Source organism: Tomitella gaofuii, from assembly GCF_014126825.1.
GTDB classification, from domain to species: Bacteria; Actinomycetota; Actinomycetes; order Mycobacteriales; family Mycobacteriaceae; genus Tomitella; species Tomitella gaofuii.
The window spans coordinates 2,116,145-2,142,218 of the sequence record NZ_CP059900.1 but is presented as its reverse complement, the minus strand read 5'-3'; the positions used below and the strand labels follow the sequence as shown (position 1 = coordinate 2,142,218).

Genomic DNA, 26,074 nt, shown 5'->3' with positions numbered 1-26,074 from the left:
CGCCACAGTCAGATCTCGTCGCGGTAGCCGTAGAACTCGTGGTCTTCGTTGTACCCGCCCAGGCCCGCACCGTAATCGCGGAAGTCGTGGACGAACTCGATCTCCTTGATCCACTTGACCTGCTTGAAGCCCAGCTGGTTCTCCACCCGCAGGCGTAGCGGGGCGCCGTGCACCACCGGCAGGGGTTCGTCGTTCATCCCATAGGCGAGCAGACTCTGCGGATGCTCCAAGTCCACCATCGAGTGCGAGTCGTAGTACTGGCCGCCCTCGCCGCCCTCGCCGAACGAGCGGAAGATCACCCAGCGGGCCTCCGGCGACGGCCGCACCAGGTCGATGAGAACGCTGAAGGGCAGCCCGGACCACTTGCCGATCGCCGACCAACCCTGGATGCAGTTGTGCATCGTGATCTGGTCGCGGTAGGCGAGCGCCTTGATGTCATCGAGCGAGAGTTCCACCGGGTTGTCCACCAGCCCGGTCACCTTCAGCCGGTAGTCGTCGAAGCCGCCACTGTGCAGCGTGTGCCACTCGTCGGATACCGGCACCAGGCCGTTGGGCCAGAAGAACGGGCTGATGTCCTCTTCGGCGTACTCGGCCTTGGGCGCGTACTTGTCGAAGAGCAGGTCCATCACCTTGCCGACGGTGGCGTTGGAGATGCGTTGCAGCACCCGGGTATGCGTCCACGAGAAGCGGACAGCCCACACGTTGAACAGGATCACCACGAGGATCGCCAGCCCCCACAGGGCGATGCCGTTGAGGTTGAATCCGTCGGCGGGGGCGACGTCGAGCGTGATCGCGTTGAGGTTCTCCGCGAACCCGGTCGCGGCCACCATGAGCATGTGCACGCCGTAGAACACGACGAACACGACCATGACCAGAAAGTGCAGCGAGCGGGCGATCTGCCTGTTGCCGAAGATCTTCTGGTACCAGGTGAAATGGTTGTCCATCGCCGGCGACATCGCGATGCCGGTGAGGATCGCCAGCGGGGCGAAGACGAAGACGATCGCGAAGTAGCTGAGCTGCTGGAGCGCGTCGTAGGTGTAGTAGCCGCCGAGCTCGTGGGGCAGGCTCAGCGACGAGTACTGCACCAGGCAGGAGACCGCGTTCGGGAAGATCGACCACTCGGTCGGCACCAGCTTGCGCCAGTGTCCGGACGCGAAGGTGAGGACGATGAAGACGATCCCGTTGAGTACGAACAAGATGTCGAAGAGGAAGTGCCAGTGGCGCGCCACACCGATGGTGTGCCGCCCGCCGGGCATCCCCACCATCGGGCTGAGCGTGATGGCGTCGTCCTTGGCCGTCCACACGCGGTTCTTCGGCATCGCTCCCCGGAAACGCAGCCATTCCTCGTCCGGAGTGCAGTGCATCTTGAGGTACAGCCGCGGGTGGTCGGCGAGGATCTGCCAGCCGGCCCGCACCACCATGACCATGATGAAGAAGTTCAGCGCGTGGGTGGCGATGCTCCACGCGGGAATGCCGAACCGGCGGCCCTCGGACTGCAATTCCGCCATCGACGGCTCGCACGGGTGGGCCGCGGTGAATCCGCCGGCGCCGCCGACCGCGTCGGTGCTCATGAGCACCTTGGCGACGATCACCACCGCGATGCCGCCGATGAGCACCGCCGGCAGCGCCCACCACACCGAGACGAACCGGCGGCCGATGCGCACGTGGATGCGGGTGAGGGACATGCGCGGATGCACGCCCTCCTCCCGCAGCAGGGCCACACTGTGGAACTCGTCTTCGAGCTCCGCGGAGTCCCGCCCTCGGCCAGGAGCGCCGTCGCCGGCGCCGTTGCCTCTGCCCTCACGGCCTTGTGTCATGTCCCCGCCTACCGGTCCGCGCAGTGTTCATTTCTGTCGCCAGCCGCCCCTCGGAGCACGTCGCAGCGGCTTCGCCTGGCTCCCCGGCCGGCCGCCGCGGTGGAAGCCGGCCGGCTCGGCTCACACCGCCAACGGGACTTCTTCGGTGTACACCGGGGCGCGGCGGGACGGGTCCGGGAGCTGCGCGGAGGTGAGAACGAAAGTATCCGCGCGGGCGCATTCCCAGTCCTCCACCCACGACAGCGGCGGATCCTCCAGCAGCTGACCCGGCCGCAGCCACTCGTACAGCTCCGCATACGTGCGCTGATCGTTGAAGTTCACCGTGCGCATGAGCATCGACGGATGCAGATCGTCGAAGCTGGTCAACCCCATCGACGCGACCACCTGCTTGGCGTTGTCCACCACATTGCGCTGCAGGTTGTAGACGCGGGTGGTCTTGTCCGGCACGTCGAGCGCCCGGAACCGCTTGGGGTCCTGCGTCGTGACGCCCACCGGGCAGGTGTTCGTGTGGCACTTCTGTGCCTGGATGCAGCCGACGGCGAACATCATGGCCCGCGCTGCCAGCGTGAAATCGGCGCCCTGGATGACCCGCTTGACGATGTCTATACCGTTGGCCACCTTCCCGGAGGCGCCGACCCGGATCTGGTCGCGCAGCCCGGTACCCACCAGGGCGTTGTGCACCGTCATCAGGCCGAGGGTGAGCGGCATGCCCACGTGGTCCTCGAACTCCAGCGGCGCGGCGCCGGTGCCGCCTTCGGACCCGTCCACAATGATGAAGTCGGGTGCGATGCCGGTCTCACGGATCGCCTTGCAGATGCCGAGGAACTCGCTGCGCGACCCGACGCACAGTTTGAAGCCGATCGGTTTGCCGCCGGACAGCTCACGCAGCCTGCCGATGAACTGGCACAGCTCGGCCGGCGTGTGGAAGGCGTTGTGCGAGGGAGGGGAGACGACGGTCTTGCCCACGGGAACCCCGCGGGTGTCGGCGATCTCCTGGGTGACCTTGGGGCCGGGCAGCACGCCCCCGAGCCCGGGCTTCGCCCCCTGCGAGAGTTTGATCGAGATGCATTTGATCTGTGAATGCTGCGACTTCTCCCGGAAGATGTCCGGGTCGAAATGCCCGTCCTTGGTGCGCGTGCCGAAGTAGGCGGTGCCCAGTTCCCAGATCAGGTCGCCGCCCGGCTCGAGGTGGTACGGGCTCAGTCCGCCCTCGCCGGTGTCGTGGGCGAAGCCGCCCTTCGCCGCACCGCCGTTGAGGGCCAGGATCGCGTTGGCGGACAGCGCGCCGAAGCTCATCGCGGAGACGTTGTAGAGCGCCATGTCGTAGGGCTGCGTGCAATCAGGGCCGCCGATGCGCACGCGCGGCGTCTCCGCGGGAGCCGGCTGCGCGGTGATCGAGTGGCGGACGAACTCGTATCCGATCTCGTTCACGTTGCGCTCGGTGCCGAAGGGCTCGACGTCCTTGATGTCCTTGGCCCGCTGGTAGATCGTGGACCGGGTGTCCCTGTCATAGGGCGTGCCGTCGGTGTTGCGCTCGATGAAGTACTGCTGGATCTCCGGTCGGATGGATTCGAGCAGGAACCGTGCGTGTCCCAGGACCGGATAGTTGCGCAGAACACTGTGGCGGGCCTGCAGAAGGTCCCACGTGCCCACCATTGCCAGCAGCAGGAACGGCACCGTGAGGAACAGCCACCAGAGCGAAACCAGGAACACCAGAATGAACGACAGGCCGCCTATCACCCACAGCGCTGCCACCGCCAACCATCGAAACATCGTCTACTCCTATTCCGTGAAAACTGTGTGCGTGATCGCCCCTCCGCCACCGTTACACCGCGAAAGGCCGCGGCGCAGGTTGCGGAGTCACAACAGCGGCGGCACCTTGGCCTCGATCGGCACTTCCAGCACTGTGGGCCCGGGCCTGCCGAGCGCCCGTGCCACAGCGGCACGCACTTCCTCGGCGGTCTCGGCGCGTTCCCCGGTGCAGCCGTAGCCCTTCGCCAGCGCCACGACGTCCAGCCCGGGAATGTCGAGGCCGGGCACGCCGGGGGAGTCCTCGAGGTCCGCGAACGATTTGAGGATGGCGTATTCGCCGTTGCGCGGGATCACGTAGAGGATGGGCAGCTGTTCCTGCGCCGCGGAGTGGAGGCCCTGCACCGCATATTGCATGGACCCGTCGCCGATCATAGCAATGACGGGGCGGTTGCGCCCCGAATCCCGCTCTGCCAGTGCCAGTCCCACCGCGGCCGGCAGGTTCCATCCCAGGCTCCCCGAGGCGAAGGTGTAGAAGGAGTCGGGCTTGACGATGGGCCATGCGGCGTGGAAATCGCCCAGGTTCGACGGCGATTCCTCGACCACCACCGCATCCTCGGGCATCGCGTCGTACAGCGTGGCGAACAGTTCATCGGCGCCCATGCGGGAGTCCTCGCGGACGGACACGCCGGCGCCGTGCGGCGCCATGCGGTGCGGCTGCTTCTCCACAGTCCGGTGGGGGCGGCCCGGAATCAGCCCGGTGAGCGCCTCCGTCGCCAGGACCGCGTCACTGACGAGGCTGTCGCCGACGGGGGCCCGCGCCGCCTGCGCCGGATCCTCGGTCACGTGCAGCAGCCGGAGCCCGTCAGGCAGGTAGTCGCCCGCCACGAAGGGGTAGTAGCGGAAGACCGGCGCCCCGATGACGATGGCGACGTCGTGGCCGGCGAGCTTTTTCGACAGCGGGCCGATCGCGAACGGCAGGCCGCCGACATACAGCGGATGGTCCTCGGGGAACGGCGGGCGCTCAGAGGCGGGCGCCGCGTAGACGTGCACACCCAGCTTCTCCGCCAGGGTGACCGCCTGGCCCCAACCGTCGCCCCTGGCGATCGAGGCGCCGAAGATCAGTGCCGGGTCCTTCGCGTCCGACAGCGCCCGTGCGAACTCTGCGATGCGGACCGGGTCCGGTCCCACGCGGGTCGCGACCGTGCGGACGACCGGGTTCGACCCGGCGGCGGGCTGATCCCAGTCGTCCAGCGGGATCGACAGGAACACCGGACCTGCGGGCGGTTGCAGCGCGGCGGCGTAGGCACGCATGAACGCCGCCGGGACGTCTGCGGCACGCACCGGCTCGTAGCTCCACTTCACCCAGGGCTTGGGCAGGTCTTCCGGCTGGACGTTCATCAGCCACGGTTCCATGAGCAGCATCTCGCGGGTCTGATTGCCCGCGGTGATGATCAGCGGAGTCTGGTTCATCGACGCGGTCATGATGTTGCTCATCGCGTTCGCCACGCCTGCAGCCGTGTGGACGTTGACCACAGCGGGCCGGCGGGTCGCCTGGGCGTAGCCGTCGGCGATCGCCACCGCCGAGGCCTCCTGCAGCGCCTGGATATAGCGGAAGTCCGCAGGGTAGTTCTTGAGAAAGGTCTCCTCCGTCGACCCGGGATTGCCGAAGATGGTCGTCAGGTTCAGCTCTCGCATCAGCTGAAACGTGACGTCACGGATGGTCTGGCCCATTGCGGTTCCTCCCCTGGAATGTGACCGTGGCCTCGATCTGGCACGACCGTATCGGCCGCGTCGGATGTACGCATCAGCTTTGCAAGTAATCGGAAAACCCGGCTGCTCTCCTCGGCGCCCGGTGCCGCGGACCACCGGCCCGTTCTGCGTTTAGCCTCCGGCAGTGCGGGCAACCCCGTGGCGGTACCGCCCACGAGCCCCGGCGGGATGCGCACGCCGGAACACGATCTGTCCAAGGAGCGAGACGCGATGATCGAAATCGGCTACAAGCTGATGGCGGAAACGTTCGCGCCGACGGAGATCGTGCGCCAGGCGCAGGCGGCCGAACAGGCGGGCTTCGACTTCGTCGAGGTCAGCGACCACTTCCACCCATGGCTGTTCAGCCACGGCCATTCCGGATTCGCCTGGTCGATGCTCGGCGCCGCCGCCCAGGCCACAGACCGCATCGACCTGGCCACGGGCGTCACATGCCCGTTCGGCCGCTATCACCCGGCGATCATCGCGCAGGCCGCCGCGACGATGGCGTTGCTCTCGAACGGACGTTTCACCTTGGGGATCGGGGCGGGGGAGAGCCTCAATGAGCATGTCGTCGGCGGGGGCTGGCCCTCCGTGTCGGTGCGGCACGAGATGCTGCGCGAGTCCGTGGAGATCATCCGCCAGTTGTGGTCCGGCGGGTACCACTCCTACCGGGGACGCCACCTCGAACTCGACGACGCCAGGGTCTTCGACCTTCCCGAGGTGCCGCCTCCGGTGGCCATCGCCGCTTCCGGCGCGGAGTCCGGCGCGCTCGCCGGCGAGTTGGGCGACGCGCTGTTCGCCACCGCACCCGACCACACCGTCGTCGACGCCTACCGCGCACACGGCGGCGCGGGCCCCCGGTACGCGGAGGTCCCGCTGGCCTGGGCGTCCGACCCGGACGAAGGCGCACGCGCCGCGCATGACCGCTTCCGTTTCGGTCTGACCGGGTGGAAGGTGCAGGCCGAGCTTCCCAACCCCGTGAATTTCGAAGCCGCCACTGCCTGCATACGCACAGACGACGTCCGCGCGGCCATGCCGTGCGGGCCGGACGCCGGCGCGCATCTGCGTGCGGTCGGGCAGTTCGTCGACGCAGGGTTCGATCGCATCACGCTCATGAATGCGGGGCCGGACACGGAGGGGTTCTTCGGTTTCGTCGCCGATGAACTGGCCGGGCCGATCAGGGCGATGTCCGGAGAAGGGGGGCCGGCGCCCGCTGCGGCGGAGTGAGCGCCCGGCGCGGAGCCCGTCTCCGCAATCACGAACACGCACAGAAAGGTTCGCACCGATGACCGCACTCCACGACGCGACCGAACAGATCGAACACCTGGCCGCTCTCGATACCGTCGTGAGCCCCGTGTCCGATGCCGTACAGCGCGCGGTGCGGCCGAAACTCGTGCGCAACGCGCTCAGCGGCACCTGGCTGGGGCACCCTGTCCATCCCATGCTCGTCGCGGTGCCCATCGGCGCGTGGGGCATGTCGCCGCTGTTCGACATCGTCGGCGGGAAACAGGGCAATCGCGCGGCGAGCACACTCATCGCGGCCGGGCTGGTCGCCGCCGTGCCCACGGCGGCGACCGGGCTCAACGACTGGTCGGACTCCAAGGCGCCCGAGTCGCGCGTCGGCGCTGTCCACGCCGCCGCCAACACGAGCGCATCGGCATTGTTCCTCGCGTCCCTCGCCTCGCGCTTCACGGGCCGGACCGCCGTGGGCAAGGCACTGTCATGGGCGGGGATCGCGCTGGTGGGCGCAGGCGGATACCTCGGTGGGCACCTCACATATGCGCGGGCGATGAACGTCAATCACACGGCGTGGCTGGACATCCCGTCCGACTGGACGCGCGTGGCATCGGAGTCGGAACTGCCGGACGACGGCACGCTGACCGCCGACTGCCGAGGTCAGGAGATCCTCCTGTCGCGGAGCGGCGATCGGGTCGGCGCGATCGCCGCCACCTGCAGCCACATGGGCGGCCCGCTGGGGGAGGGCGAGCAGACGGCCGGATGCGTCACCTGTCCGTGGCACGGCAGTATATTCCGCCTGGACGACGGGACGGTGGTGCGCGGACCTGCGAGCGCACCGCAGCCGGTCTTCGACGCCCGGATCGTCGACGGCGGAATCGAGATCCGATCCGCCCGGTGATCACCGGCGCACGCAGCGCCGCGGCACAGTCCCGGGACCATTCGACGGAAGGAGATGGGAGCGATGGAACGTGGCAGCGACAAGCACGGTGCCCGCGCAGACGACGAACTCCAGGAGGAGGTGGAGCCGATGATCAGGTCGTCGCGTCCGGCGCACGCAGAAGAGTGGCGTCAGCCTGAGCCGCCCGCGGACGACGATCCTGATGTGCGTCCGTTCCATCCGGGAAACAGCGACGACGACGCACAATGATCCGGTAGCGGGCCTCGGCAGCCGTCGGCGTCAGCCCCGCACGGCCCTCGGCTGCAGTGCGGTCGTCAAACGGGCTGGCGCCCTGTACCGCACCGCCGCCGAGTGAGACGGCCACCGCGCGGTCTTGACCGCCTCGACCACGACGATCTCCTCGGTTTCCACCCCCGGACGTGCGGCCGGGTCGGGGAGGAGTCCCGCTCGTTCGAGGTATCCGGACCTCGCAGACATGACGGGACCGAACGGGATCCGCCGACGTGCGACTACGCGCGCGTCGGCGCATCGCCTTGCCAACAACGCGACGGTCCTGTCGATGTCCGCGCACTCCGACTGCACGATCAACAGTCGTCCTTCGTCGGTGAGCATCGACGGAAGCCTCGTACACAGCGGATCGAGCAATGCGCGTCCCCTCGCACCGGCGTTCCATGCCTGCTCGGCGCCGCGCGTGCGTGACGCCGGCGGAGTGGGAACGTACGGCGGGTTGCAGACGATGAGGTCGAAGCGCCCCGCGGCACGGGGGTCGGTCATATCGGCGCGGCGCACATCGACGCATCGGTGTCCGTGCAGGAGCGCGTTGCATCGCGCCGTCCAGACAGCACGCCGGCAGACGTCGACCGCGATCACGTGCCGCGACCCTGCGGCCGCCGCCGCCACGGCGACCGCACCGCTGCCGGTGCACACGTCCAGCACCGACGTTGCCGCGGTCATCGGCCGGGCGCGGAGCGCTTCGATCAGCAGCGCCGTGTCCTCTTGCGGGCGATAGACACCCGGCAACCGCACAGTCCACGGAAGACCCGTGGAACCGTCCCCGACGCCGTTCATCCTCAGCTCCGTCCTCCATGCGTTCCGTCCGCGTCCGTGCCGAAGGGCAATGGCCGGGCGCCATCGGCGAATACCACCGGCGTCGCAGGACAAACACTGTTTGCATGGTCGCCGTCCGGGGCATTACTGACGGCCCCTCCCACCGAAAGGAGACTCCCGTTGCATGACGCATCGGCGCCGTCGCGGCCTGAGGCGCCGTTCCGGCGCGCACGCATGGTGGCAGGCGGGCCGCTGCTGGTCGAAGGCCCCCTTGAGCTGACGTTGCCGTCGGGCGAGGTTGTGCGCTCGACACGGTTCATGGTGGCCATCTGCATGTGCCATCGCAGCGCGATGTACCCGTTGTGCGACGCGAGCCATAAAGCGCAGCGCGGACGCATCCGCGGCCGGGGGTCGGCGAAGGGAGCGGCACGCCCGCAGTGAATGTCACGAGGCCCTCTCCGCGCGGGCGGGCGTGGGGCGGTCACACGAGGGAACTTCGGCCGTGGTCCCACCTGTCGAGAAGCATGGCGGCCAGGTCCGCCTCCAGCATCGCCACTGCGCGCATTCCGAAAACGACGTCCGCGGTCAGCCACGGCTCGGCTTCGAGCGACGGGCGCAGAATGTCGTGCCGGACCACCTGTTCATGAACCGCGTCCGCCTCGATGTGCTCGGTGTAGAAGCGCACGCACGGATCCGGTGCCGCCATGGCCGTCAGAGCCCGTTCGAGCGTCTTCGCCGCGGGCCCTGTGGAACCCTCGGTGACCGCGAAGTGCCCGACCAGCGCACCGCGCAGCGCACGATGGAGGCCGAAGGTCGTCGCCAGGTTGGACACCGCGAGTGTCGGCGCGGGCGCCCGATCCGCGTACGCCAGATACGTGGAATCGAGTCCGGCGGCGTCCAGGAGATCGGCGAACAACCGCGAGTGCACCTGTGTGCCGCGGCCCGCACCGAACTCGTCGAACTCGACCGCCGCGAGAGACGCCTTCGCTTGCCCTCGGAGCCGCGGGATCGCCCAGACGTAGGGGTCGGCCTCTTTGAGTTGGTAGACGGACCGGTGGATGAAGTACTCGCGCATCTGCTCCCACGAGCCGCCGGCCGCCAGGTGATCGACGGGCCCACGGGCATCCGGGCGCGGAGCAGTGATCTGGTCCAGAACGGTTTCGGCGTCCTGAACGGTCTCGGCGGGCCCCGTTGCATCCGCGGCTCCACCCGTGGCCGGCCCGCGCAACCGCGCGAGGAACGCACGCTCGAGACCGGATCGGAACTCCAGCAGTGCCGGATCCCATTCCCATCCGTCATCGACACCGCGGAACCCGCGATAGTGCAGTTCATAGCAGACGAGCAGTGCCGTCTGCAGGTCTGCGCCCAGAGGGTCGGCACCGGCCGGGTCGGGGATCGCGCGGCCGGCGGGACGGCCCCCGAGCTTTGCCAGCACCCAGTCGGACAGTTCACCACGCGCGCCCGGCAGCGGTGGAGCGGAATCCGGGCGGTCCAGTAGGGGAGTGCTCGGCTGCATCATGCTGACGGGCTCCGTCCTAACGTCGGTGCACTGCGTGCGGGGGCCGGCCTGATGCGGCAGAACAGGCACCCCGCACCGACTACCCGGCGCTGTCGTGCGCCAAACCAGGCCTGCCCTCGCCCATAGGATGCCGACTGCACACGATTCGGGCCCCGCACCTGGTGGTGCGGGGCCCGAGTCAGAAGCGCTGTGCAGTGGCCGCGCGGAATCCGTGCACGCCGGACTCAGCCGGCGGAGCTGCGCCGACGCGTCTTGTGCAGGTCCAGACGCTCTTTGAGCAGCACCTCGAGCTCTTCGAGCGACCTGCGCTCACGCAGCATGTCCCAGTGCGTACGCGGCGGCTTGGCCTTCTTCTCCTCCTGCGGAGTGCCCTCGATGAGCTTGCCTTCGAGCCCGTTGCGCCCCACCCACGTGGCGGGGAACTCGGCGTCGTCCGAGAACGGCACCTCGAACTCCTCGCCGTTCTCGCAGCGGTACCGCGCAGTGCGGCGCGGTGCCAGGTCGTGGTCGCGATCGGTCTCGTAGCTGACGGAGCCGAGACGGCTTCCCCGCAGAACTCGATCTGCCATGATCGCTCCTCAATTCAGTCGACTATCCGGTGTACCGCCCGTGGACGGCGATGGGTGACCGCAATGCGCCCCCATGATGCAGCCACTCACCATGGTCAACGCATGACGACACGCAAACGTTCCCGCCGCGTGGCGGCCCCGAAGCGGCGGCGATTCGCCTGTCAAGACTACCGGCGAGGGCGCCGCCGGTGCGCGGTAGGCTCCCGGGCGTGCAGAACAAGCCGTCGCCGTGCGCCTGGTGCGGCAGGCCTGTCGCCGAGGTATCCGCCGGCCGGCGCCGCCGTTACTGCAGGCAATCGTGTCGGCAACGCGCCTACGAGCAACGGCGGACGCTCGCAGGCACCTCCATTCCGGGCGACGCCGTCATCCTGAGCGCCGCCGACGCGACTGCCGTATCCGACAGGGCGTTCCAGCTCCGGTGCGCGTGCGAGGACGTCGCTACCGCCGTCGATGAGGGCGCTCCGCGTGACGAACTGGCGCGGATGTGCGCGGACCTCGTCGCGCTCGCCCGCCAAGGGGAGCGCCTGCGCTGACGGCGGCGGGCAGGCGCCGTCAGACCGGCTCACCGTCGGCGGCGCCCTCCTTGCCCTGCGCCCTGCGCCGGCGCTTGTCACGGCGACGCTTGAGGTAGACCTGCTCCTCATCTTGGAGCACCTCGGGATTCATCGGATCGTTGTGCAGCAGTAGACGGATCGCAATCCACGTCATGCCTGCGGCGACCAGGCACACCAACGCGATGACGCCGGAGATGACGGCACCGTCGCCGCCGCCCCTGCCGAGGATCACCAGCCACACCCCGGCGGCGCCGAGCCCGACGAGGAACAACGTCCAGGCGATGAGGCCGGGAAAATTCTGACGCATCGTCTCCGCCTCCCTTCCTGTGGAGGTCGCCTCCTGTGGAGGTCGCCATCGGCTGCCCGATGGTCTCGCGAGCCCCGGTTACCCGTTTGCCGCCCCGTCACACTTCCGGGCGGCACCAGCGATCCCGCTCGCACATGATTGATTGCCCGCTGCGTGGGAACCCTGCCGACAGAAGCCGCAAGCCCGTCCGTAAGCGCACAGGTCGCACCAGACGCGACCGGCGCGGACGGAAAGGAGCAGTACGTGATGGACCACGCGACGGAGAATCAGGCCGGACCCGGCCTCGGGGCGGCTCCGGTCGTCCCGGAAACGCAGGCCGATCCGGAGTCTGCGGTCAACACGGATCTCACCTCGGCGGTCGGTGCCGAAGACCTCGATGAGGATCGCCTCGGGACGGACCCGCTCGAGGAGGGCGTCGAGCCGCCCGAAGAGTGGTCCGCGGCGGACCGCGAGGGCGTGACCGCGCGCGAGCAGGCCGAGGGCGAAAGCCTGGAGCATCGCCTGTGGTCCGAGCGCCCCGACGCCGACGAGCCGGCGCCCGGCGAGCGCGACCGCGAAGAGCCGACAGGCCCCGAGGTCGCCGACAGCCCGATCGCCGCAGCGGATGCGCCCGCGCCGCTGGGCACAGGCGCCTCGACCGGCGAACCCGGCAGGAACGACCGCACGACCGGCCCCGCGGATGCGGACGCGGCCGAGCCCGCCGATGCGGACGCGCGGCCGGCCGAGGCCGACGTCCCCACGGCGTCGGTACGCATCGAAGACCGCGACGACCCTGGTGAGGAGTACCGATGAACGCAGCAGGCGACGCAACCGGATTGGGCGGGCGCGCGATCGCGATGCTGGTGGCGCCGGAGGGCGTCGAGCAGATCGAATTGACGGACCCCTGGCGGGCGGTGCAGCAGACGGGCGGCAGACCGACGCTTGTGTCGACCCATGCGGGCACGGTGCAGGCGTTCAACCACCTCGACCGCGGCGGAACATTCGAGGCGGAGGCCGTCGCGAACGCGGCCGCCGCCGACGATTACGACGCCCTCGTGCTGCCCGGCGGCGTCGCGAACCCCGATATGCTGCGGACCGACGCCGACGCGGTGGCATTCGTCCGCGCGTTCTTCGACGCGGGCAAGCCCGTGGCGGTGATCTGCCACGGGCCGTGGACTCTGATCGAGGCCGACGCCGTGCGCGGCCGGGCGATCACCTCGTGGCCCAGCCTGCGCACCGACCTGCGCAACGCCGGGGCGGAGTGGGCGGATCAGGAGGTCGTCGTCTGCGACCACGGGCCCAACGTCCTCGTGTCCAGCCGCAAACCCGACGACCTGCCCGCCTTCTGCTCCGCGATGGTGCGGATCTTCGCAGCCGCGGGCACGGGCTGAGCGGTGCAGGCAGAGCATCCCCCCGGCGGTCGGGGGGACCTGTCGGCCGTCGACGCCCAATGGCGCGCCGCGAACTACCTCGCCGCGGGGCAGCTGTATCTGGACGATGACCCGCTGCTGCGGCGGCCGCTGCGGCAGGAGGACCTCAAGCCGCGCGTCGTGGGCCATTGGGGGACCGTCCCCGGACTGACTCTGGTCTACAGCCACGTCAACCGCCTCATCTGCGAGCGCGATCGCGACGTGCTCTTCGTCGCCGGTCCGGGACACGGCGGCCCGGCGCTGCTGGCACACACGTTCCTGGAGGGGTCGCTGAGCGAACGCGACACGACGATGCCGCGCGACGAGGCCGGCGTGCTGAGCCTGTTCCGCGCGTTCTCCACGCCCGGCGGCATCCCGAGCCACGCCGCGCCGAACGTGCCGGGCTCGATCAACGAGGGCGGCGAGCTGGGCTACAGCCTCGCGCACGCCTTCGGCGCGGTGTTCGACGCGCCCGAGGCACTGGCGGTGTGCGTGGTGGGGGACGGCGAGGCGGAGACCGGTCCGATGGCGGCGTCGTGGCACGGCACCTCCTTCCTGGACCCCGTGGCGGACGGCGCGGTGCTGCCCGTCCTGCACCTGAACGGGTACAAGATCGCGGGACCCACAGTCCTGTCCCGGATGACTCCGGAAGATCTGCACGCGTTGTTGCGCGGGTACGGGTACGAGCCGGTGGAAGTCGCGGGCGACCGGCCCGAGGAGGTGCACGCCGACCTGGCCGCCGCCCTCGACGGGTGCGTCGACAGGATCGACGCGGTCCAGGACTCCGCACGCGCGGGTGCATCCTCGGACGGGCGGATCCGGTGGCCGATGATCGTGCTGCGCACCCCCAAGGGATGGACCGGCCCGTCCGTCGTCGACGGCACGCCCGTCGAGGGGACCTTCCGGGCGCACCAAGTGCCGCTGGCGGTGTCCCGCGACGACCCCGACCGCCTGCCGGACCTGGAGCACTGGTTACGCAGTTACCGGCCGCAGGAGCTGTTCGACGCAGCCGGGCGTCCCACGCCCGAAGTGCTCCGGTACGTGCCGGACGGCGACCGGCGGATGGGCGCCAACCCCCGGGCCGACGCCGGCCTCGTTCGCCGCGACCTCGAGCTGCCCGACCCGCGGACCGCCGCGGTCGGCGCATCGGAACAGGGGAGTGCCGGGGCCGCGCCCCCGAGGTTCCCGGAACACTCTCCGACCGAGGCGTTGGGCCGGCACCTGCGTGACGTGATCGCACGCAATCCGCACGACTTCCGGCTCTTCTCGCCGGACGAAGCCGATTCCAACAGGCTCTCGGCGGTGTTCGAGACCACCGACCGCGTGTGGCGGTCCGGCGCGCAGGACCCGATGGAGCCCGGGGTGCGGGACGAGAATCTGGGCCCGCACGGCCGTGTGATGGAGGTGCTCTCCGAGCATCTGTGCGAGGGTTGGCTGGAGGGGTACCTGCTCACCGGCCGGCACGGATTGCTGGCCACGTACGAGGCCTTCGCGCAGGTCGCCGCGAGCATGGTCGGCCAATACGCCAAGTGGCTGGAAAGCGCCCGCGCCGTGTCCTGGCGCCGGCCGCCCGCGTCGCTCAACCTGTTGCTCACCTCGCATGCCTGGCGCCAGGATCACAACGGCTTCTCGCACCAGGATCCGGGCTTCATCGACATGGTGATGAACAAGAAGAACGATCTGGTGCGGGTGTTGTTTCCGCCGGACGCCAACACGCTGCTCGCGGCTGCGGACGACGCCCTCACGAGTACGGGCCGCATCAATGTTCTCGTCGCCGGCAAGCACCCCTCGCCGAGCTATCTCACGTTCGACGCAGCGCGAGAGCACTGCACACGCGGTGTGAGCGTGTGGCAGGACGAAAGCACCGACCAGCACCCCGACGTGGTGTTGGCGTGCGCCGGAGAGACCCCGACGAGGGAGACCGTGGCGGCCGCGCGGCTGCTCGCAGCGCATGCGCCGCGTGTGCGTGTGCGCGTGGTCAACGTCGTGGACCTGCTGCGGCTGCAGGACCCTGCGCAGGAGCCGCGGGGCCTCGACGACGCGCAGTTCGATGCGGTCTTCACCCCGGACAGCCCGGTGATCTTCGCCTTCCACGGCTATCCCGGCGCAGTCCATCGGCTCACGTACCGCCGCTCCTGCCACCCGCAACTGCACGTGCACGGCTACCGCGAAGAAGGGACCACAACCACGCCGTTCGATATGCTCATGCTCAACGGCATGGACCGCTACAGCCTGGCGCTCGACGCCCTCGACCGCGCCGGGCCGGCCGCGCGCGGCGACGGCGCTGCGGCCGCCGGTGAGTTCACGCGCGCCCGCGCCGACGCCAAGGCGTACACGCGCAGGCACGGCGTCGACGATCCCCGACTGACGCGCATGCCGCCGCGCAGTTGACGCCCTACCCGACCCGGGAGGCCCCATGGATCCCGACGTGCAGCCCACGGACGAGTTCGCACGGATCGCCGCAGCGTCGGACTCGCCGATGTTCATCGTCACCACCTGCCACGACGAGGAACGTGCCGGATGTCTCGTCGGCTTCGGATGCCAGGCCTCCATCGCACCGGCGCGGTTCTTGGTGTGCCTGTCCGACAAGAACCGCACCTTCCGGCTGGCCCGCCACGCATCCCGGCTGGCGGTGCATCTTCTCGGGACCGACCAGTATCGGCTCGCGCGCCTCTTCGGTTCGTGCACCGGAGACGAGGTCGACAAGTTCGGCGCATGCTCCTGGCGACCCGACGCCCACGGCGTGCCGATCCTCGCCGGCGTTCCGGCGTGGTTCGCGGGTCCGATCACCGCCGTCACCGGGTTCGGCGACCACACCGGATTCGTCGTCACCCCCGACTCGGCCGCCGGGGCGGACCGCATCGCCCCACTGTTGACGATGCATGACGTTCTCGGCCTCGATCCTGGCCACCCCGCATAGCGCCCCAGTGCAACGGTGACGGCGCGTTTGCGCCCGTGCGGTCATGGGTATCCGCCCCGCAGCATGATCGCTGTGCCGCAGAAACCCCTGCAGCGTAAAGCCGTCGTCCCCACGACGCGCGGCCGCAGTGAGGAGGAGACGCCGTGACTTCGACCAGTATCCAGCCGATGAGCGCCAGCGGACCGGATGCGGAACCGTTCCGCTCCATCAACCCGTACTCCGGCGAGACGCTCGGCGAGTTCCCGTATCTGGAGATCGCACAGCTCGACGCGATCATCGACCGCGCACACGCCGGCTTCGAGCAGTGGCGGGAACGCAGCGCACAGGAACGCGCCGACATCGTCTCCCGCGCCGCGGAGTTGGTCCGTGAGCGGGCGGACGACCTTGCCCGCACCATCAGCGCGGAGATGGGCAAGCTCGTCGGCGAGGCCCGCTGGGAGATCGAAGTGTCCGCCGACATCCTGCGCTATTACGGCGACAACGGGCCCCGGTTCCTCGAGCCGGAGCATCTCGACATCGCGGAGGGCGGCGACGCCCGCGTCGTCTACGAGCCGCTCGGCGTCCTCCTCGGCATCGAACCGTGGAACTTCCCGCTCTATCAAGTGGTGCGCCTGGCCGCGCCGAACCTCGTCGCAGGCAACACGATCCTGCTCAAGCACACGTCCACGTGCCCGATGACCGCGCTCAAGATCGAGCGGATCTTCGCCGACGCCGGCACCGGTGAGGGCGTCTACACCAACGTGTTCCTGCGCACGCGGGACGTCGAACGGGTCATCGCACACCCGTCCGTGCAGGGCGTCGCGTTGACGGGCAGCGACGCGGCCGGCGCTGCCGTTGCCGAGCAGGCCGGCCGCCACGTCACTAAGTGCATGCTCGAACTCGGCGGCAACGACCCGTTCATCGTGCTCGACAGCGCGGATCTGGAATCGACCGTGGACATGGCGGTGCAGGGGCGCATGTTCAATACCGGGCAAAGCTGCGTGGCATCGAAGCGGTTCTTCGTCCCCGAGGACATGCATGACCGTTTCGTCGACGCCCTGGCGGCGCGGTTCAGCGATTACGCCCCCGGGGACCCGATGGACCCCGAGACCACACTGGGCCCGTTGTCGTCGGAGGAAGCCGCGGACGGACTGCTCGAGCAGGTGCAGGACGCGGTGGACAAGGGCGCCCGCGTCGTCGTCGGCGGCGGTCGCCCGCCGGGGCCGGAGCGCGGGCCCGCCGGGTCGAGGGCGTTCGTCCAGCCGACGGTGCTCACCGGGGTCACTCCGGAGATGCGCGCGTTTTCCGAAGAGCTCTTCGGGCCGGTGGCGGTGGTGCATCAGGTCGCCGACGCCGACGAGGCCGTCCGCATGGCCAACGACTCGCCCTACGGGCTCGGCGCGACGATCGTCGGCTCCGATGCGGAAGTCGCGCAGCAGGTCGCACGCCGCGTCGAGTCCGGCATGGTCTGGATCAACGCGCCCACGCTCACCCAGGCCGATCTGCCCTTCGGCGGTATCAAACGCTCGGGCTTCGGCCGTGAGCTGTCACGAATGGGGATGTACGAGTTCGTCAATCGCAAGCTGGTGCGCACCGTGCCGTCGTGACGCCGGCGGTCGTGCTCCCACTCCGCGCACCTCACCCCGCCCGTGCGGCAGGCGGACCAGTGCGCGGGCGGGATGCGAGGTCACATGCAGGTGCCGGTCTTGCGGCGCATCTCGTAGCGGCGGATTCCCGCCCTGGTCATGCCAGGTTCGAGCGGGTCATGGTGTTCACGGTGCGAGACGTTGAGCCACAGCACCATTCCCGCCGCCAGGCACACCACCGCGATGATCGCGCCGGTGATGAAGTACGGGAAGTTCTCCATCGCCAGCGCCACGATGGTGAGCCCGCCGACGGCGAGGCCCGCGAGGAAGAAGAAGTATCCGAGGAGGCCCTCGTAGTTGCTGCCCATGATCGCGCCCCTTTCGACTCGGCATTGCGCACAATGCGAACAGCCGGCCCCGGGGAGGCGGTTCTCTCGGCGTCCTTCCGATCGCGGCGGTGTGCGATCGATTCCTCATCGCGGCCACCACGTGGATGCCAGATGAGGACCGGTCCGCCCAGGTCCACCCTTATTGTGGCCCGCAGCACCGGAAAACGCCAGTGCAATCGGGATTACCCGGGCCGGGGAATACGGGCATCGGTGTGCCGAGGTCCCGTTTCGTCCAACGCCGCTCGGGTAACCTGGCATTGCTTCTGCGAACTCTTCAGTAAGGATCCCGGATGTATCTGGCCACCGAACCGGAGGTAGTCGACCACCGCGGACCCGTCACCCTGACGCTCGATGCCGCCTCGTCCCAGGCCCCGGTGGCGAGGTCCGTGGCCGAGACTCTGGCCATCCTGTACGGCTTCGGACTGGACGAGGTGGCGGATGTCAAACTGGCGGTGGACGAGGCGTGCGCTCAGATGGAGCGATCCGTGGCCGACAACCCGGCGATCACGATGACGATCGAGGTGCGCCGCCACGTCATGTCCGTCTCCGTGTCCGCGGAACTGCCCGCCGGGGCCGAGGTGCACGAGGCCGGCTTCGGTTGGCACGTCCTGCACACCCTCACCGATGAAGCCCGGGTCACTGCTGGCAAGACCGGCCCCGTAGGCGCGGGGCGCAGCTGGTCGATCACCTTCACGAAGAGCTCGAGCGTAGCGGCGTGACCGTTCACCGTCGCCCGCGCCGCGCCGGTGATGACTACGCCGACGTGCCGGCTGCGCTCCGGGCGTTGCACAGCGTTCCGCCAGGTGACGGCTATGACCGCCGCCGCGACGCGGTGATCACGCGCTGCCTGCCGCTCGCCGAGCACATCGCGCGGCGCTTCCACGGTCGCGGCGAGCCGTTCGACGACCTGCTGCAGGTGGCACGGTTGGGCCTGGTGAATGCCATCGACAGGTTCGATGCGGACAAGGGCGACAACTTCGTCGCCTTCGCGGTGCCGACGATCATGGGGGAGGTACGGCGGCACTTCCGCGACGTCGGCTGGGCGATGCACGTGCCCCGGCGGGCGAAGGAGTTGCACTTGGCCATCTCTACCGCCTCCGAACGGCTTGCGCAGTCTCTCGGCCGCTCACCCTCCGCAGCGGAGGTCGCGGACGAGCTCGGACTGTCGATCCACGAGGTGACCGAGGGCCTCATTGCGCGTAGCGCCTACCAGCCCGACTCCATGGACGCGCCGCCGTCCGCCGGCTCCGAAGGGCTCAGCCTGGGCGATGTGGTGGGCGGCGAAGACCCCGACCTGGAGAACGTCGAGGGTTATGTCGCGGTCAAACCGCATCTTGATGCGTTGCCGGAGCGCGAAAGGCGGATCCTCATCCTCCGCTTCTTCGGGGAGATGACGCAGAGTCAGATCGCGGAGCGCGTGGGACTGTCGCAAATGCACGTCTCCCGCATCCTCGCGCGCACGCTCGCTGAACTGCGGGATCAGCTCGGCCGCCCGGTCTGACGACCGCAGCGTGCAACCATGAACTCTCGTCGCTCCACCAGCGCGACCGGGCTTTCCCACCCCGAGCCGTCAGTCGGACGGTTCACCCCCGGTGGCACCGGCGGTGTGCCGGTGCCACGCCGTACCGGCTCAGAGCCGCGCGGCCCCGTTGCTCACGGCCCGTTGCGCCTCGCCGATGTTCGCACTGACGTGCCAAAGGGTGTCCGCGTCCAGCATTTGCAGTGGGCGCGATACAGAGCGCAGTGCACACAACGACCACGTCAGTTCGCGATCGCGCATCACACGGGCGAAGTCGATAAGGGACGCGAGACCGCTGCTGCCGATGAACCCGACGCCCGACAGATCGAGGACGAGGCCGTCGACGCCGGCATCGGCAAGGGACTGCAGCATCTCGCCGAACACCGCCGCCGACTCCGCGTCGACCTCGCCGACGACGGTCACGATGCGGCCGCCCTGCCTCAGGATGCTGGAATTCTTTGGGGCCGCAACGTGGAAACCTTCCGCCTGGTGGCTTTCAACGGCGGCGCCAACGCCTCCATCGCCGACGACGCCGTTCTCCGTCAGCGCCTCTTCCGACACGTTCACGTATGTCATACAACTCCGATTCCTGACTCTCGGATTCGGATGCCGTCGTCGCCGAAGAGCAGTGGCCCGCGAGATTCACAATGGATCGGGCGCATCGGCTCACGCGTCTGAGTTCGCCGCACTCGCCCGCGTTGTTCGCGGACTGGATCGGCATCGCCCGCAGAAGCGTCCAGTACGTTCGTGTTCTTCTGCGGCAGCGGCTGCGTTCTCAGCCGCCGGACTTCCGACGCTACCGTCGCCGTCGGCCGATATCAATCGGCCGACTGAAGGTTTCAACGTCCGCACGCACGGAACGGCCCGGCCGGTTTGCCGGGCACCGCTCGGGGTATCCGCACCTGTCCGCGTGATTGCGGACCGGAGCCGCAAGGAGTGTTGTCGATGCAGCTGCGTTGTGAAAAGTGCGACCGCGCTTTCGAGACTCACGCGGACGGCATGGAGGCCGCGCGCGAGGCCGGCCGGCTCAACGGCTGGTCTGTGGGCGCCACGGTGCAGTGCCCTGGCTGTGCATCCACCGGAAGCGCATGGTCGGCACGCAATGCGTGGATGTGACGCCGCGGAGCCCGTCCGACGGTTCACCCCGGCGAATCGGTACAGCATCAATCGGGCGCCTGGTCGTCAGGCTCGACGGGTGTGGTGCGCTGGCGCTCCTCCACGTTCCCGCGCACATCATCGTCACGGCGCTCCTCAGCCACGTCTTGCTCCATCCGGTCGACGAGGTCGCGAAGCCGTTCATCGCGATGCCGGGTGTCCTTCTCATCGTCACGCGCTTCCTCAGCCATCATCACACCTTCCGGAACGTCGAGACGGGTGGACGACAGTGACTACCCGTTCTCCCCGGTCCGCAAACAGTACATACGGTCGACAATGGAACCTGCGGGCCACCCTGCGGGGTGGTAGTGATGTGCGTGACGGGTCGTCGCACCCGCAACGGAAGCGAAGGTGATGCAGACATGGGCTGGGGTGTCGAACGCACGCCGGTGCCCTCCGGAGTACTGCGCTCCGCGGTGGTCTACGCGGCCGCGGTCGTGGTCGGTGCACTGATCGTCCTCGCGGTGACGGCAACGATGTCGTGGGGCAGGCCGCTGCACTGCGACGATGGAACCAGTGGTTGTCTGTCCGTCACCCAGTATGTGATGGTCTACGTCCCGCCGGCGATCATCGTGCTGGGCGCGATCACGGCCTTCGTCCGCACGCTGATGGTATGGCGCCGGCGAGGGCCGTGGATGGTCTGGCTGGGGGTGGGGTGGTTTCTGTTCGCCGTCATGCTCGTGTTCGTCGCGTCCGCCGGCGGAGCACTCATGAGCTGAATCCGGGGCGGAGGCTCTCCAAGACGAGGCATGGGCCGGTACGGAGCGGGAAGTACACAGGCATGCAGATTCTCCTGACGAGCTGGGCGAGCTTCGTCCACGGCGAGGCCACCGCCGGCGATGTCCTCGCGATGCGGCGTGTAGCCCACCGATTGGACTCGGCCGCAATCCGGTACGACACCTGCCGGAGCCCGCACTACCGTCCGGCCGGTTTGGCGCTGGACGACGCAGACCCCTCCCGGTACACCCACCTCGTGTTCGTCTGCGGGCCGGCCCACGGGTGGCAGGTGGCGTGGCTGCATCACCTGTTCGCCCGATGCACCCGGATCGCCGTGGGAGTGTCGGTGACCGACCTCTCCGACCCGGCCGTCGACACCCGGATGGGGATCGACGATGCGGCGATGTTCGCCGAGCCCGAGCAGTTCTTCTCGGTCCTCCGGCGGATGGACGTCCTCGTCTCGACACGCCTGCACGGCCTGGTCCTGGGACTGAAAGCGGGTGCGCCCGTTCTCGCAGTGGATCCGGTGTCAGGCACCGCGAAGATGACCGCGCAGGCGCGCGGGCTGCGGTGGCCCGCAGTCATCCCCGCCGCTGCCGTGCACGAAGCGTTCCCGTCGTGGTGGAGATGGTGCCTGTCTCCCCAGGCTCGACGTGCCGCCCTCGCCTGTGCCGGCGAAATGGGTTCCGGCGCCCGAGAGCCGGAACAGGGGCCGGTCGATGCTCTCCTCGAGGCCCTCCCATCGTGAACGCCACAGACACCACCATCGTCATCACGACCCGCAATCGGGCCGACTCGCTGGAGCACACCCTCACACGGCTTACCGAGCACGGCGAACCGTGGCCGATCTTCGTTGTGGACAATGCCGCCGCCGGCCGGAACTTCGGCGTGCAGGCCGCGGGGACCCGCTACGTCGCCTTCGCCGACGACGATTCGTGGTGGGATCCGGCCTCTCTCGCGCGCTGAAGAGATCCTCGACGCGAACCCGTATATCGGGGTCGTCGTCGCCCGGACCATCGTGGAGCCGCACGGGACGCCGGACCCCATCACCGCAACACTCGAGGCGAGTCCCTTTGATAGTGCGGGGTTGCCCGGCCCCCGCCAGCTTGGCTTCCTCGCATGTTCGGCGGTTGTGCGTGTGGATGCCTTTCACGCTGTCGGCGGCTTCAGCGAACTGCTGTGGTTCGGGGCGGAGGAGAAACTCCTGTCGATGGACCTCACCGCCGCCGGCTGGGCGATCTGCTATATCGCCGACGCACTCGCGCACCATATGTCTTCCACCCGGCGCCCGCCCCCGCGATGGCGGCGCGCCATCGAGCAGCGCAACGAGCTGCTGATCTGCCTGATGCGCAGGCCGCCGATGTCTCTGCTCCGCCGCATGGCGCGGCTCGCGCGCGCGGCGCCGTCGGACCCCGTCGCGCGCAGCGCGCTCGCAGGATTCCTCCGGCGCGCGCCCGCCGCATACCGGCTGCGCCGACGACTCCCCGCGTCCGTCGAAGCGATGGCGGCCGCGTTCGAACGCCCGCACCTCACGGAGGCGAAGAACCCATGACTGTGAAGCATGGAACGAATGCGTGCGCACAATGCACGATCACCGGCCCCACGCTGAGGCGGTCACTCCGCGATACGCGCGCCACCGCCGTCATCATCACGCACGACAGGCGGGCCGAACGCGCTTGAACGGTTGCCGCGATGACGCAGGGCAACCTGCGCGCCGCCCCCGGGTGGGGCGGCTCTTGTCTGCCCAAAGATACGAGAGTCCTGGCTGCGATCGCAAAGAAGCACCCTGCGAACATGCCTGTTCTCGCCGCCACGATCCGCTCGAACTCCCTCCAGCGTCACAGGGTGGTGGGCGCGGTGCGCCGCGCGATCGGGCCCGATCGGCTCGTCGGCGCCCGGATAGCGCTCCTCGGAATCACGTTCAAGGCCGGTACCGAGGACACACGTGACTCGCCGGCGCTCGACGTAGCCCACCGCCTCGCCGCCCAGGGCGCCAACGTCATCGCGTGCGATCCGTCTGTTGTCGAACCGATCGAGTCCACCGTCGACGCGCTGATCGATTTGTGCGACGACCCCTACGCCGCCACGGCGGGGGCGCACGCCGTCGTCGTCCTCACTGAATGGCCCCAGTTCCAGGCGCTCGATTGGAACCGGATCGCAGAGGCCATGCGTGAAAGCCGATGTGTGGACACGCGAGGACTTCTCGACGGAAAGACTCTGCGTGGCGCGGGGTTCAAGTATGTGCGTACCGGCAATGGCCGCCCGGGTATCCCGAACGGATTCGAGCCGGACGCGTGACGTCGGCCTTTGGCCCTGGATAACCGGCTCTACGGAATGCAGAGTGCGTGGACGGGTGTCCAGTGAGGTGAGTGGGGACCACAACATGTAGGCGGGTCCTGCGGTGTGAAGATGAGAGTTGCGAAGCTCCCCATCGACCACCACAGGACCCGCCTTGCACTGTACTGACACCGTCGCCGACACGATCTGCCGAACCGTCGAACTCGGCGTCACGATCACCGGAGCGGCCGCCGACAGCGAGGACCGCACGCGCATCTGGTGCAGCGTCATCGGCCCCGACCCGCGGTGCCCCGAGTGCCGAATCCCAGGTCAACTACGCGATCACGCTGAAAGGGTCCTCACCGACACCCCGGCTGCCGGGCATCCGGTCGAGCTGCACGTCGCCGTGCCGCGCTTCGTGTGCCTGACGGCGGGGTGCCCGCGGTCGATCTTCCGTGCGGACATCACCGGTATCGCGTCGCCGCGGTCGGTGGTCACGACCCGGACCGAGCGGTGGATCCTGCAGCGCATCGCGATCGACAAGATGAGCGTCGCCGCGGTCGCCGCCAACCTGGGCATCGCCTGGAAGACCGTCAACCAGATCGCCGTCGACGCCGCCCGGACCATGGTCTACGACGGCGGCCATCTCGACGGCGTACGGCACCTCGGCGTCGACGAGCACAAATGGAAACATGTGCGCGGGCAGGGTGATTCGAGTTGGGTGACGGTCCTGATCGATCTGACTCCGGCCGTGGACGGCACCGGACCGGCACGGCTGCTGGACATGATCGCCGGCCGGTCCAAGAAAGTACTTCAAGACTGGATGATCAGCCGCGGCCAGGCGTTTCGTGACAGGATCACGGTGGTGGCGATGGACGGGTTCGCCGGCTACCGCACCGCCACCGGCGAGGAACTGCCGCGGGCGCGGATCGTGATGGACCCGTTCCACGTCGTGCAGTTGGCCGGCGAGAAACTCGATCGATGCCGTACCCGCATCCAGCAGGCCACGTGCGGGCACCGCGGCCGCAAAGACGATCCTCTCTATAAGATCCGCCGGATCCTGCACACCCGCGTCGAGCTGCTCACCGACACGCAGAAGGACCTGCTGGCCGAGTCGCTGACCAGCCATGACGACCATGTCGCGGTCGAGATCACCCACCAGGTGTATCAGCAGATGATCGCCGCCTACGAGCATCCGCAACGCCGCGACGGCAAGATACTGATGTTCAAGGTCCTCAAACGCATCCACAAGGGCCTGCCCCCGGGTCTGGACGAGCTCGCCCAGCTCGGCCGCAGCCTGTGGGCCCGCCGCAAGGAGATCCTGGCGTATTTCGACACCGGCGTCTCCAACGGGCCCGTCGAGGCCGTCAACGGCCGCCTGGAACATCTCCGCGGCATCGCCCAGGGCTTCCGCAACCTCGACCACTACATCTTGCGGTCACTGCTGCACTCCGGCCAACTCGCAGAACGCATCAACGCACTCTAAAAGTTGAAGAGCCGGATAACCGGCATGGCGCTCGATGCGTCCGGCACCGTCGCCGACCTCACGGCTCGCGCCCTCGGCACGTCGGCACGATTCAGCGTTCAGTGCCGCGTGTCCGCGGGATCGTGTGTGCCGGTCGGTCCTGGCGCTACCACGGCCCGTCGTCATGACGAACGATCTTGTCGATCATCGCCGCTGTCGTGGCTCGTAGCCCGCCGCGTGCGGTGTCGTCCGATGTATCGTCATCAGTGGCCTGATCCGTGTCGGTGTCGACGGTGGTGGCGTTGACGCGCTTTTTCAGTTCTGCTGCTTTGGCGCCGATCTGGTCTCCGATCCGCATATGCTTTTCCTCCCGAATGTGGTTCATCTCTGCACGACTGTGCGTCCGTCGGGGCCCGACGTGCCGGGGCTGCACGGCTGGTGCGTGCACGGCGGCCGATGCCGTTGAACGTCGGCCGGGATGTCCGGCGTGCTATCCAGTGGTGCGCCCACTGGCGGCGTCGCGGAGACGGTCGAACAATCTGGCCACCGGCCCGATCATCAAGTGGGCGGCGGGCGAGTCCGGTGCGGACGGGTGCGGGCGGGTCGGCGCAACGCTTTCGAGGTGTTGTACCTTGGCGCCCATCTCCAGCAGATCCTATTCGGAGTAGGACGTGCGCAGCTCGTCGAACATGGGACCTTCTTCTTCTGCGATGTGTTCACGCACGTTATCGATGACCGTCCGCAGCACATCGGTGAACTCATCGCTGTCGGCTGAGAGTTGTTCGAGCTTTTTGAGCGCCGCTTCTACCTCGGCGTGGTCGTCACGTGCGCGGGCCGCCTCGCGCTCGTCGTGTTCGGCGAGAGCCGGGTACACGATGGCTTCTTCGGCGACGGTGTGCCGGATGAGCATGCTCGTGACCTGGTCGGCGAGGTCCCGCCTTAGCTCACGTGCGCCGGCATCGATCAAGTCGATCCGCTGGAACAGTTCGTCGACGCCCCGGTGTTCGTGGGCGAGCAACTCGAGAACGTTCGTTTCTTCGGCCATGTGCCGTCTCTTTCCTCGCTGGGTTGTCTCAATCGGTGACGGACACGGGATACCCGCGGCAGGCGACGCCTATTCTTCGACCGCGCCACACGGGGCAGGCGATACCGCAGGTTCAGCCCGCGGTCGGCCCCGGCCGACGGCGAGGCAGCGAGATCTCCGGTTGCGTTCGGAGTTCGTGCGCAG

30 protein-coding genes are annotated in these 26,074 nt (G+C 68.6%); 18 read left to right on the top strand and 12 right to left on the bottom strand.

Features of this window, described 5'->3' with window-relative positions; translation table 11 throughout:
• Window positions 1-8: 8 nt before the first annotated feature.
• From H4F70_RS10050 to mdlC, 3 genes are all read right to left on the bottom strand, one after another.
• Window positions 9-1,817, bottom strand: a complete 1,809-nt coding sequence (locus H4F70_RS10050) for a molybdopterin-dependent oxidoreductase (RefSeq protein ID WP_182360025.1) — start codon at window positions 1,815-1,817, stop codon at window positions 9-11.
• A 120-nt stretch (window positions 1,818-1,937) separates the two neighbouring features.
• Window positions 1,938-3,590 (bottom strand): FMN-binding glutamate synthase family protein, encoded by a 1,653-nt coding sequence (locus tag H4F70_RS10045; RefSeq protein WP_182360024.1) that lies wholly within the window; start codon window positions 3,588-3,590, stop codon window positions 1,938-1,940.
• A gap of 87 nt (window positions 3,591-3,677) precedes the next feature.
• Window positions 3,678-5,300, bottom strand: a complete 1,623-nt coding sequence (gene mdlC / locus H4F70_RS10040; protein ID WP_182360023.1) for a benzoylformate decarboxylase — start codon at window positions 5,298-5,300, stop codon at window positions 3,678-3,680.
• 252 nt (window positions 5,301-5,552) lie between these two features.
• On the opposite strand from mdlC, the gene H4F70_RS10035 reads away from it, so the two are divergent.
• From H4F70_RS10035 to H4F70_RS10025, 3 genes are all read left to right on the top strand, one after another.
• Window positions 5,553-6,545, top strand: coding sequence for a TIGR03557 family F420-dependent LLM class oxidoreductase (locus tag H4F70_RS10035; RefSeq protein ID WP_182360316.1), 993 nt, complete (start codon window positions 5,553-5,555; stop codon window positions 6,543-6,545).
• A 58-nt stretch (window positions 6,546-6,603) separates the two neighbouring features.
• Window positions 6,604-7,455: a Rieske (2Fe-2S) protein gene (locus H4F70_RS10030; RefSeq protein WP_182360022.1), complete on the top strand. Its 852-nt coding sequence runs from the start codon at window positions 6,604-6,606 to the stop codon at window positions 7,453-7,455.
• Between the two features lie 63 nt (window positions 7,456-7,518).
• Entirely contained in the window at window positions 7,519-7,704 is a 186-nt protein-coding gene (locus H4F70_RS10025; protein WP_182347482.1) for a hypothetical protein, read from the top strand.
• A gap of 30 nt (window positions 7,705-7,734) precedes the next feature.
• Here H4F70_RS10025 and H4F70_RS10020 read toward each other — a convergent pair whose 3' ends face one another.
• On the bottom strand, window positions 7,735-8,523 hold the full coding sequence (locus H4F70_RS10020; protein ID WP_182360021.1) for a HemK2/MTQ2 family protein methyltransferase: 789 nt from the start codon (window positions 8,521-8,523) through the stop codon (window positions 7,735-7,737).
• Window positions 8,524-8,736: 213 nt separating this feature from the next.
• Between H4F70_RS10020 and H4F70_RS10015 the strand changes: the two genes are divergently transcribed.
• Window positions 8,737-8,943, top strand: a complete 207-nt coding sequence (locus H4F70_RS10015) for a CDGSH iron-sulfur domain-containing protein (protein ID WP_182360315.1) — start codon at window positions 8,737-8,739, stop codon at window positions 8,941-8,943.
• Window positions 8,944-8,983: 40 nt separating this feature from the next.
• Here the strand turns inward: H4F70_RS10015 and H4F70_RS10010 are convergent, their stop codons facing one another.
• Window positions 8,984-10,021 carry an iron-containing redox enzyme family protein gene (locus H4F70_RS10010; protein ID WP_235681453.1) on the bottom strand — a complete coding sequence of 346 codons (1,038 nt, stop codon included), beginning with the start codon at window positions 10,019-10,021 and terminating at the stop codon, window positions 8,984-8,986.
• A 224-nt stretch (window positions 10,022-10,245) separates the two neighbouring features.
• The gene (locus H4F70_RS10005; RefSeq protein WP_182360020.1) at window positions 10,246-10,590 is read right to left on the bottom strand and encodes an RNA polymerase-binding protein RbpA; all 345 of its coding nucleotides are present in this window, start codon (window positions 10,588-10,590) and stop codon (window positions 10,246-10,248) included.
• 209 nt (window positions 10,591-10,799) lie between these two features.
• Here H4F70_RS10005 and H4F70_RS10000 point away from each other — a divergent pair, with 209 nt between their 5' ends.
• Window positions 10,800-11,123 carry a hypothetical protein gene (locus H4F70_RS10000; protein ID WP_182347479.1) on the top strand — a complete coding sequence of 108 codons (324 nt, stop codon included), beginning with the start codon at window positions 10,800-10,802 and terminating at the stop codon, window positions 11,121-11,123.
• A 19-nt stretch (window positions 11,124-11,142) separates the two neighbouring features.
• Here H4F70_RS10000 and H4F70_RS09995 read toward each other — a convergent pair whose 3' ends face one another.
• Window positions 11,143-11,451, bottom strand: coding sequence for a hypothetical protein (locus H4F70_RS09995; RefSeq protein WP_182360019.1), 309 nt, complete (start codon window positions 11,449-11,451; stop codon window positions 11,143-11,145).
• A 246-nt stretch (window positions 11,452-11,697) separates the two neighbouring features.
• Between H4F70_RS09995 and H4F70_RS20550 the strand changes: the two genes are divergently transcribed.
• The 5 genes from H4F70_RS20550 to H4F70_RS09970 all read left to right on the top strand — a co-directional run bounded on the left by H4F70_RS20550 (window position 11,698) and on the right by H4F70_RS09970 (window position 17,345).
• Window positions 11,698-12,243: a hypothetical protein gene (locus H4F70_RS20550; RefSeq protein WP_235681452.1), complete on the top strand. Its 546-nt coding sequence runs from the start codon at window positions 11,698-11,700 to the stop codon at window positions 12,241-12,243.
• Window positions 12,240-12,821 carry a type 1 glutamine amidotransferase domain-containing protein gene (locus tag H4F70_RS09985; RefSeq protein WP_182360018.1) on the top strand — a complete coding sequence of 194 codons (582 nt, stop codon included), beginning with the start codon at window positions 12,240-12,242 and terminating at the stop codon, window positions 12,819-12,821. Before H4F70_RS20550 ends, H4F70_RS09985 begins: the two co-directional genes overlap by 4 nt.
• A gap of 3 nt (window positions 12,822-12,824) precedes the next feature.
• Window positions 12,825-15,230 (top strand): phosphoketolase family protein, encoded by a 2,406-nt coding sequence (locus H4F70_RS09980; protein ID WP_182360017.1) that lies wholly within the window; start codon window positions 12,825-12,827, stop codon window positions 15,228-15,230.
• 25 nt (window positions 15,231-15,255) lie between these two features.
• Window positions 15,256-15,759: a flavin reductase family protein gene (locus H4F70_RS09975; protein ID WP_182360016.1), complete on the top strand. Its 504-nt coding sequence runs from the start codon at window positions 15,256-15,258 to the stop codon at window positions 15,757-15,759.
• 167 nt (window positions 15,760-15,926) lie between these two features.
• A complete protein-coding gene (locus tag H4F70_RS09970) occupies window positions 15,927-17,345 on the top strand; it encodes an NAD-dependent succinate-semialdehyde dehydrogenase (protein WP_182360313.1) in 1,419 nt (472 codons plus the stop codon).
• A gap of 80 nt (window positions 17,346-17,425) precedes the next feature.
• Here H4F70_RS09970 and H4F70_RS09965 read toward each other — a convergent pair whose 3' ends face one another.
• Window positions 17,426-17,692, bottom strand: a complete 267-nt coding sequence (locus H4F70_RS09965) for a hypothetical protein (protein WP_182360015.1) — start codon at window positions 17,690-17,692, stop codon at window positions 17,426-17,428.
• A 311-nt stretch (window positions 17,693-18,003) separates the two neighbouring features.
• Between H4F70_RS09965 and H4F70_RS09960 the strand changes: the two genes are divergently transcribed.
• Together H4F70_RS09960 and H4F70_RS09955 are read left to right on the top strand one after the other, a co-directional pair.
• Window positions 18,004-18,432: an ATP-binding protein gene (locus H4F70_RS09960; protein ID WP_182360014.1), complete on the top strand. Its 429-nt coding sequence runs from the start codon at window positions 18,004-18,006 to the stop codon at window positions 18,430-18,432.
• Window positions 18,429-19,214: a SigB/SigF/SigG family RNA polymerase sigma factor gene (locus tag H4F70_RS09955; RefSeq protein ID WP_182360013.1), complete on the top strand. Its 786-nt coding sequence runs from the start codon at window positions 18,429-18,431 to the stop codon at window positions 19,212-19,214. Before H4F70_RS09960 ends, H4F70_RS09955 begins: the two co-directional genes overlap by 4 nt.
• 129 nt (window positions 19,215-19,343) lie before the next feature.
• Here the strand turns inward: H4F70_RS09955 and H4F70_RS09950 are convergent, their stop codons facing one another.
• Window positions 19,344-19,799 (bottom strand): STAS domain-containing protein, encoded by a 456-nt coding sequence (locus H4F70_RS09950; protein ID WP_182360012.1) that lies wholly within the window; start codon window positions 19,797-19,799, stop codon window positions 19,344-19,346.
• A gap of 596 nt (window positions 19,800-20,395) precedes the next feature.
• Window positions 20,396-20,581 carry a hypothetical protein gene (locus H4F70_RS09945; protein ID WP_182360011.1) on the bottom strand — a complete coding sequence of 62 codons (186 nt, stop codon included), beginning with the start codon at window positions 20,579-20,581 and terminating at the stop codon, window positions 20,396-20,398.
• Between the two features lie 168 nt (window positions 20,582-20,749).
• Between H4F70_RS09945 and H4F70_RS09940 the strand changes: the two genes are divergently transcribed.
• From H4F70_RS09940 to H4F70_RS09920, 6 genes are all read left to right on the top strand, one after another.
• The gene (locus H4F70_RS09940; RefSeq protein ID WP_182360010.1) at window positions 20,750-21,106 is read left to right on the top strand and encodes a hypothetical protein; all 357 of its coding nucleotides are present in this window, start codon (window positions 20,750-20,752) and stop codon (window positions 21,104-21,106) included.
• Window positions 21,107-21,168: 62 nt separating this feature from the next.
• Window positions 21,169-21,852, top strand: coding sequence for a polysaccharide pyruvyl transferase family protein (locus H4F70_RS09935; RefSeq protein WP_182360009.1), 684 nt, complete (start codon window positions 21,169-21,171; stop codon window positions 21,850-21,852).
• A complete protein-coding gene (locus H4F70_RS20205; protein WP_220471794.1) occupies window positions 21,849-22,070 on the top strand; it encodes a glycosyltransferase family 2 protein in 222 nt (73 codons plus the stop codon). The genes H4F70_RS09935 and H4F70_RS20205 overlap by 4 nt, the downstream gene beginning before the upstream one ends.
• A 172-nt stretch (window positions 22,071-22,242) precedes the next feature.
• Window positions 22,243-22,656: a glycosyltransferase family 2 protein gene (locus H4F70_RS20200; RefSeq protein ID WP_220471793.1), complete on the top strand. Its 414-nt coding sequence runs from the start codon at window positions 22,243-22,245 to the stop codon at window positions 22,654-22,656.
• A gap of 140 nt (window positions 22,657-22,796) precedes the next feature.
• Window positions 22,797-23,402: a UDP-glucose/GDP-mannose dehydrogenase family protein gene (locus tag H4F70_RS09925; RefSeq protein ID WP_182360008.1), complete on the top strand. Its 606-nt coding sequence runs from the start codon at window positions 22,797-22,799 to the stop codon at window positions 23,400-23,402.
• 154 nt (window positions 23,403-23,556) lie between these two features.
• Complete coding sequence (locus tag H4F70_RS09920; protein WP_182360007.1) at window positions 23,557-24,867, top strand: ISL3 family transposase; 1,311 nt, start codon at window positions 23,557-23,559, stop codon at window positions 24,865-24,867.
• Window positions 24,868-25,012: 145 nt separating this feature from the next.
• Here the strand turns inward: H4F70_RS09920 and H4F70_RS09915 are convergent, their stop codons facing one another.
• Together H4F70_RS09915 and H4F70_RS09910 are read right to left on the bottom strand one after the other, a co-directional pair.
• Complete coding sequence (locus H4F70_RS09915; protein WP_182360006.1) at window positions 25,013-25,204, bottom strand: hypothetical protein; 192 nt, start codon at window positions 25,202-25,204, stop codon at window positions 25,013-25,015.
• Window positions 25,205-25,501: 297 nt separating this feature from the next.
• A complete protein-coding gene (locus H4F70_RS09910; protein ID WP_182360005.1) occupies window positions 25,502-25,891 on the bottom strand; it encodes a hemerythrin domain-containing protein in 390 nt (129 codons plus the stop codon).
• Between the last annotated feature and the right edge of the window lie 183 nt (window positions 25,892-26,074).

Coding starts and splice junctions, on each gene's coding strand:
- H4F70_RS09985 (WP_182360018.1), top strand. CDS start 12,240: ATGAACGCAGCAGGCGACGCAACCGGATTGGGCGGGCGCGCGATCGCG.
- H4F70_RS10045 (WP_182360024.1), bottom strand. CDS start 3,590: ATGTTTCGATGGTTGGCGGTGGCAGCGCTGTGGGTGATAGGCGGCCTG.
- mdlC (WP_182360023.1), bottom strand. CDS start 5,300: ATGGGCCAGACCATCCGTGACGTCACGTTTCAGCTGATGCGAGAGCTG.
- H4F70_RS09965 (WP_182360015.1), bottom strand. CDS start 17,692: ATGGGCAGCAACTACGAGGGCCTCCTCGGATACTTCTTCTTCCTCGCG.
- H4F70_RS09915 (WP_182360006.1), bottom strand. CDS start 25,204: ATGCGGATCGGAGACCAGATCGGCGCCAAAGCAGCAGAACTGAAAAAG.
- H4F70_RS10010 (WP_235681453.1), bottom strand. CDS start 10,021: ATGATGCAGCCGAGCACTCCCCTACTGGACCGCCCGGATTCCGCTCCA.
- H4F70_RS20550 (WP_235681452.1), top strand. CDS start 11,698: ATGGACCACGCGACGGAGAATCAGGCCGGACCCGGCCTCGGGGCGGCT.
- H4F70_RS09945 (WP_182360011.1), bottom strand. CDS start 20,581: ATGATGGCTGAGGAAGCGCGTGACGATGAGAAGGACACCCGGCATCGC.
- H4F70_RS09935 (WP_182360009.1), top strand. CDS start 21,169: ATGCAGATTCTCCTGACGAGCTGGGCGAGCTTCGTCCACGGCGAGGCC.
- H4F70_RS10020 (WP_182360021.1), bottom strand. CDS start 8,523: ATGAACGGCGTCGGGGACGGTTCCACGGGTCTTCCGTGGACTGTGCGG.
- H4F70_RS09925 (WP_182360008.1), top strand. CDS start 22,797: ATGACGCAGGGCAACCTGCGCGCCGCCCCCGGGTGGGGCGGCTCTTGT.
- H4F70_RS09960 (WP_182360014.1), top strand. CDS start 18,004: ATGTATCTGGCCACCGAACCGGAGGTAGTCGACCACCGCGGACCCGTC.
- H4F70_RS10005 (WP_182360020.1), bottom strand. CDS start 10,590: ATGGCAGATCGAGTTCTGCGGGGAAGCCGTCTCGGCTCCGTCAGCTAC.
- H4F70_RS09970 (WP_182360313.1), top strand. CDS start 15,927: ATGAGCGCCAGCGGACCGGATGCGGAACCGTTCCGCTCCATCAACCCG.
- H4F70_RS09940 (WP_182360010.1), top strand. CDS start 20,750: ATGGGCTGGGGTGTCGAACGCACGCCGGTGCCCTCCGGAGTACTGCGC.
- H4F70_RS10030 (WP_182360022.1), top strand. CDS start 6,604: ATGACCGCACTCCACGACGCGACCGAACAGATCGAACACCTGGCCGCT.
- H4F70_RS10025 (WP_182347482.1), top strand. CDS start 7,519: ATGGAACGTGGCAGCGACAAGCACGGTGCCCGCGCAGACGACGAACTC.
- H4F70_RS09975 (WP_182360016.1), top strand. CDS start 15,256: ATGGATCCCGACGTGCAGCCCACGGACGAGTTCGCACGGATCGCCGCA.
- H4F70_RS10015 (WP_182360315.1), top strand. CDS start 8,737: ATGGTGGCAGGCGGGCCGCTGCTGGTCGAAGGCCCCCTTGAGCTGACG.
- H4F70_RS09910 (WP_182360005.1), bottom strand. CDS start 25,891: ATGGCCGAAGAAACGAACGTTCTCGAGTTGCTCGCCCACGAACACCGG.
- H4F70_RS10050 (WP_182360025.1), bottom strand. CDS start 1,817: ATGACACAAGGCCGTGAGGGCAGAGGCAACGGCGCCGGCGACGGCGCT.
- H4F70_RS09995 (WP_182360019.1), bottom strand. CDS start 11,451: ATGCGTCAGAATTTTCCCGGCCTCATCGCCTGGACGTTGTTCCTCGTC.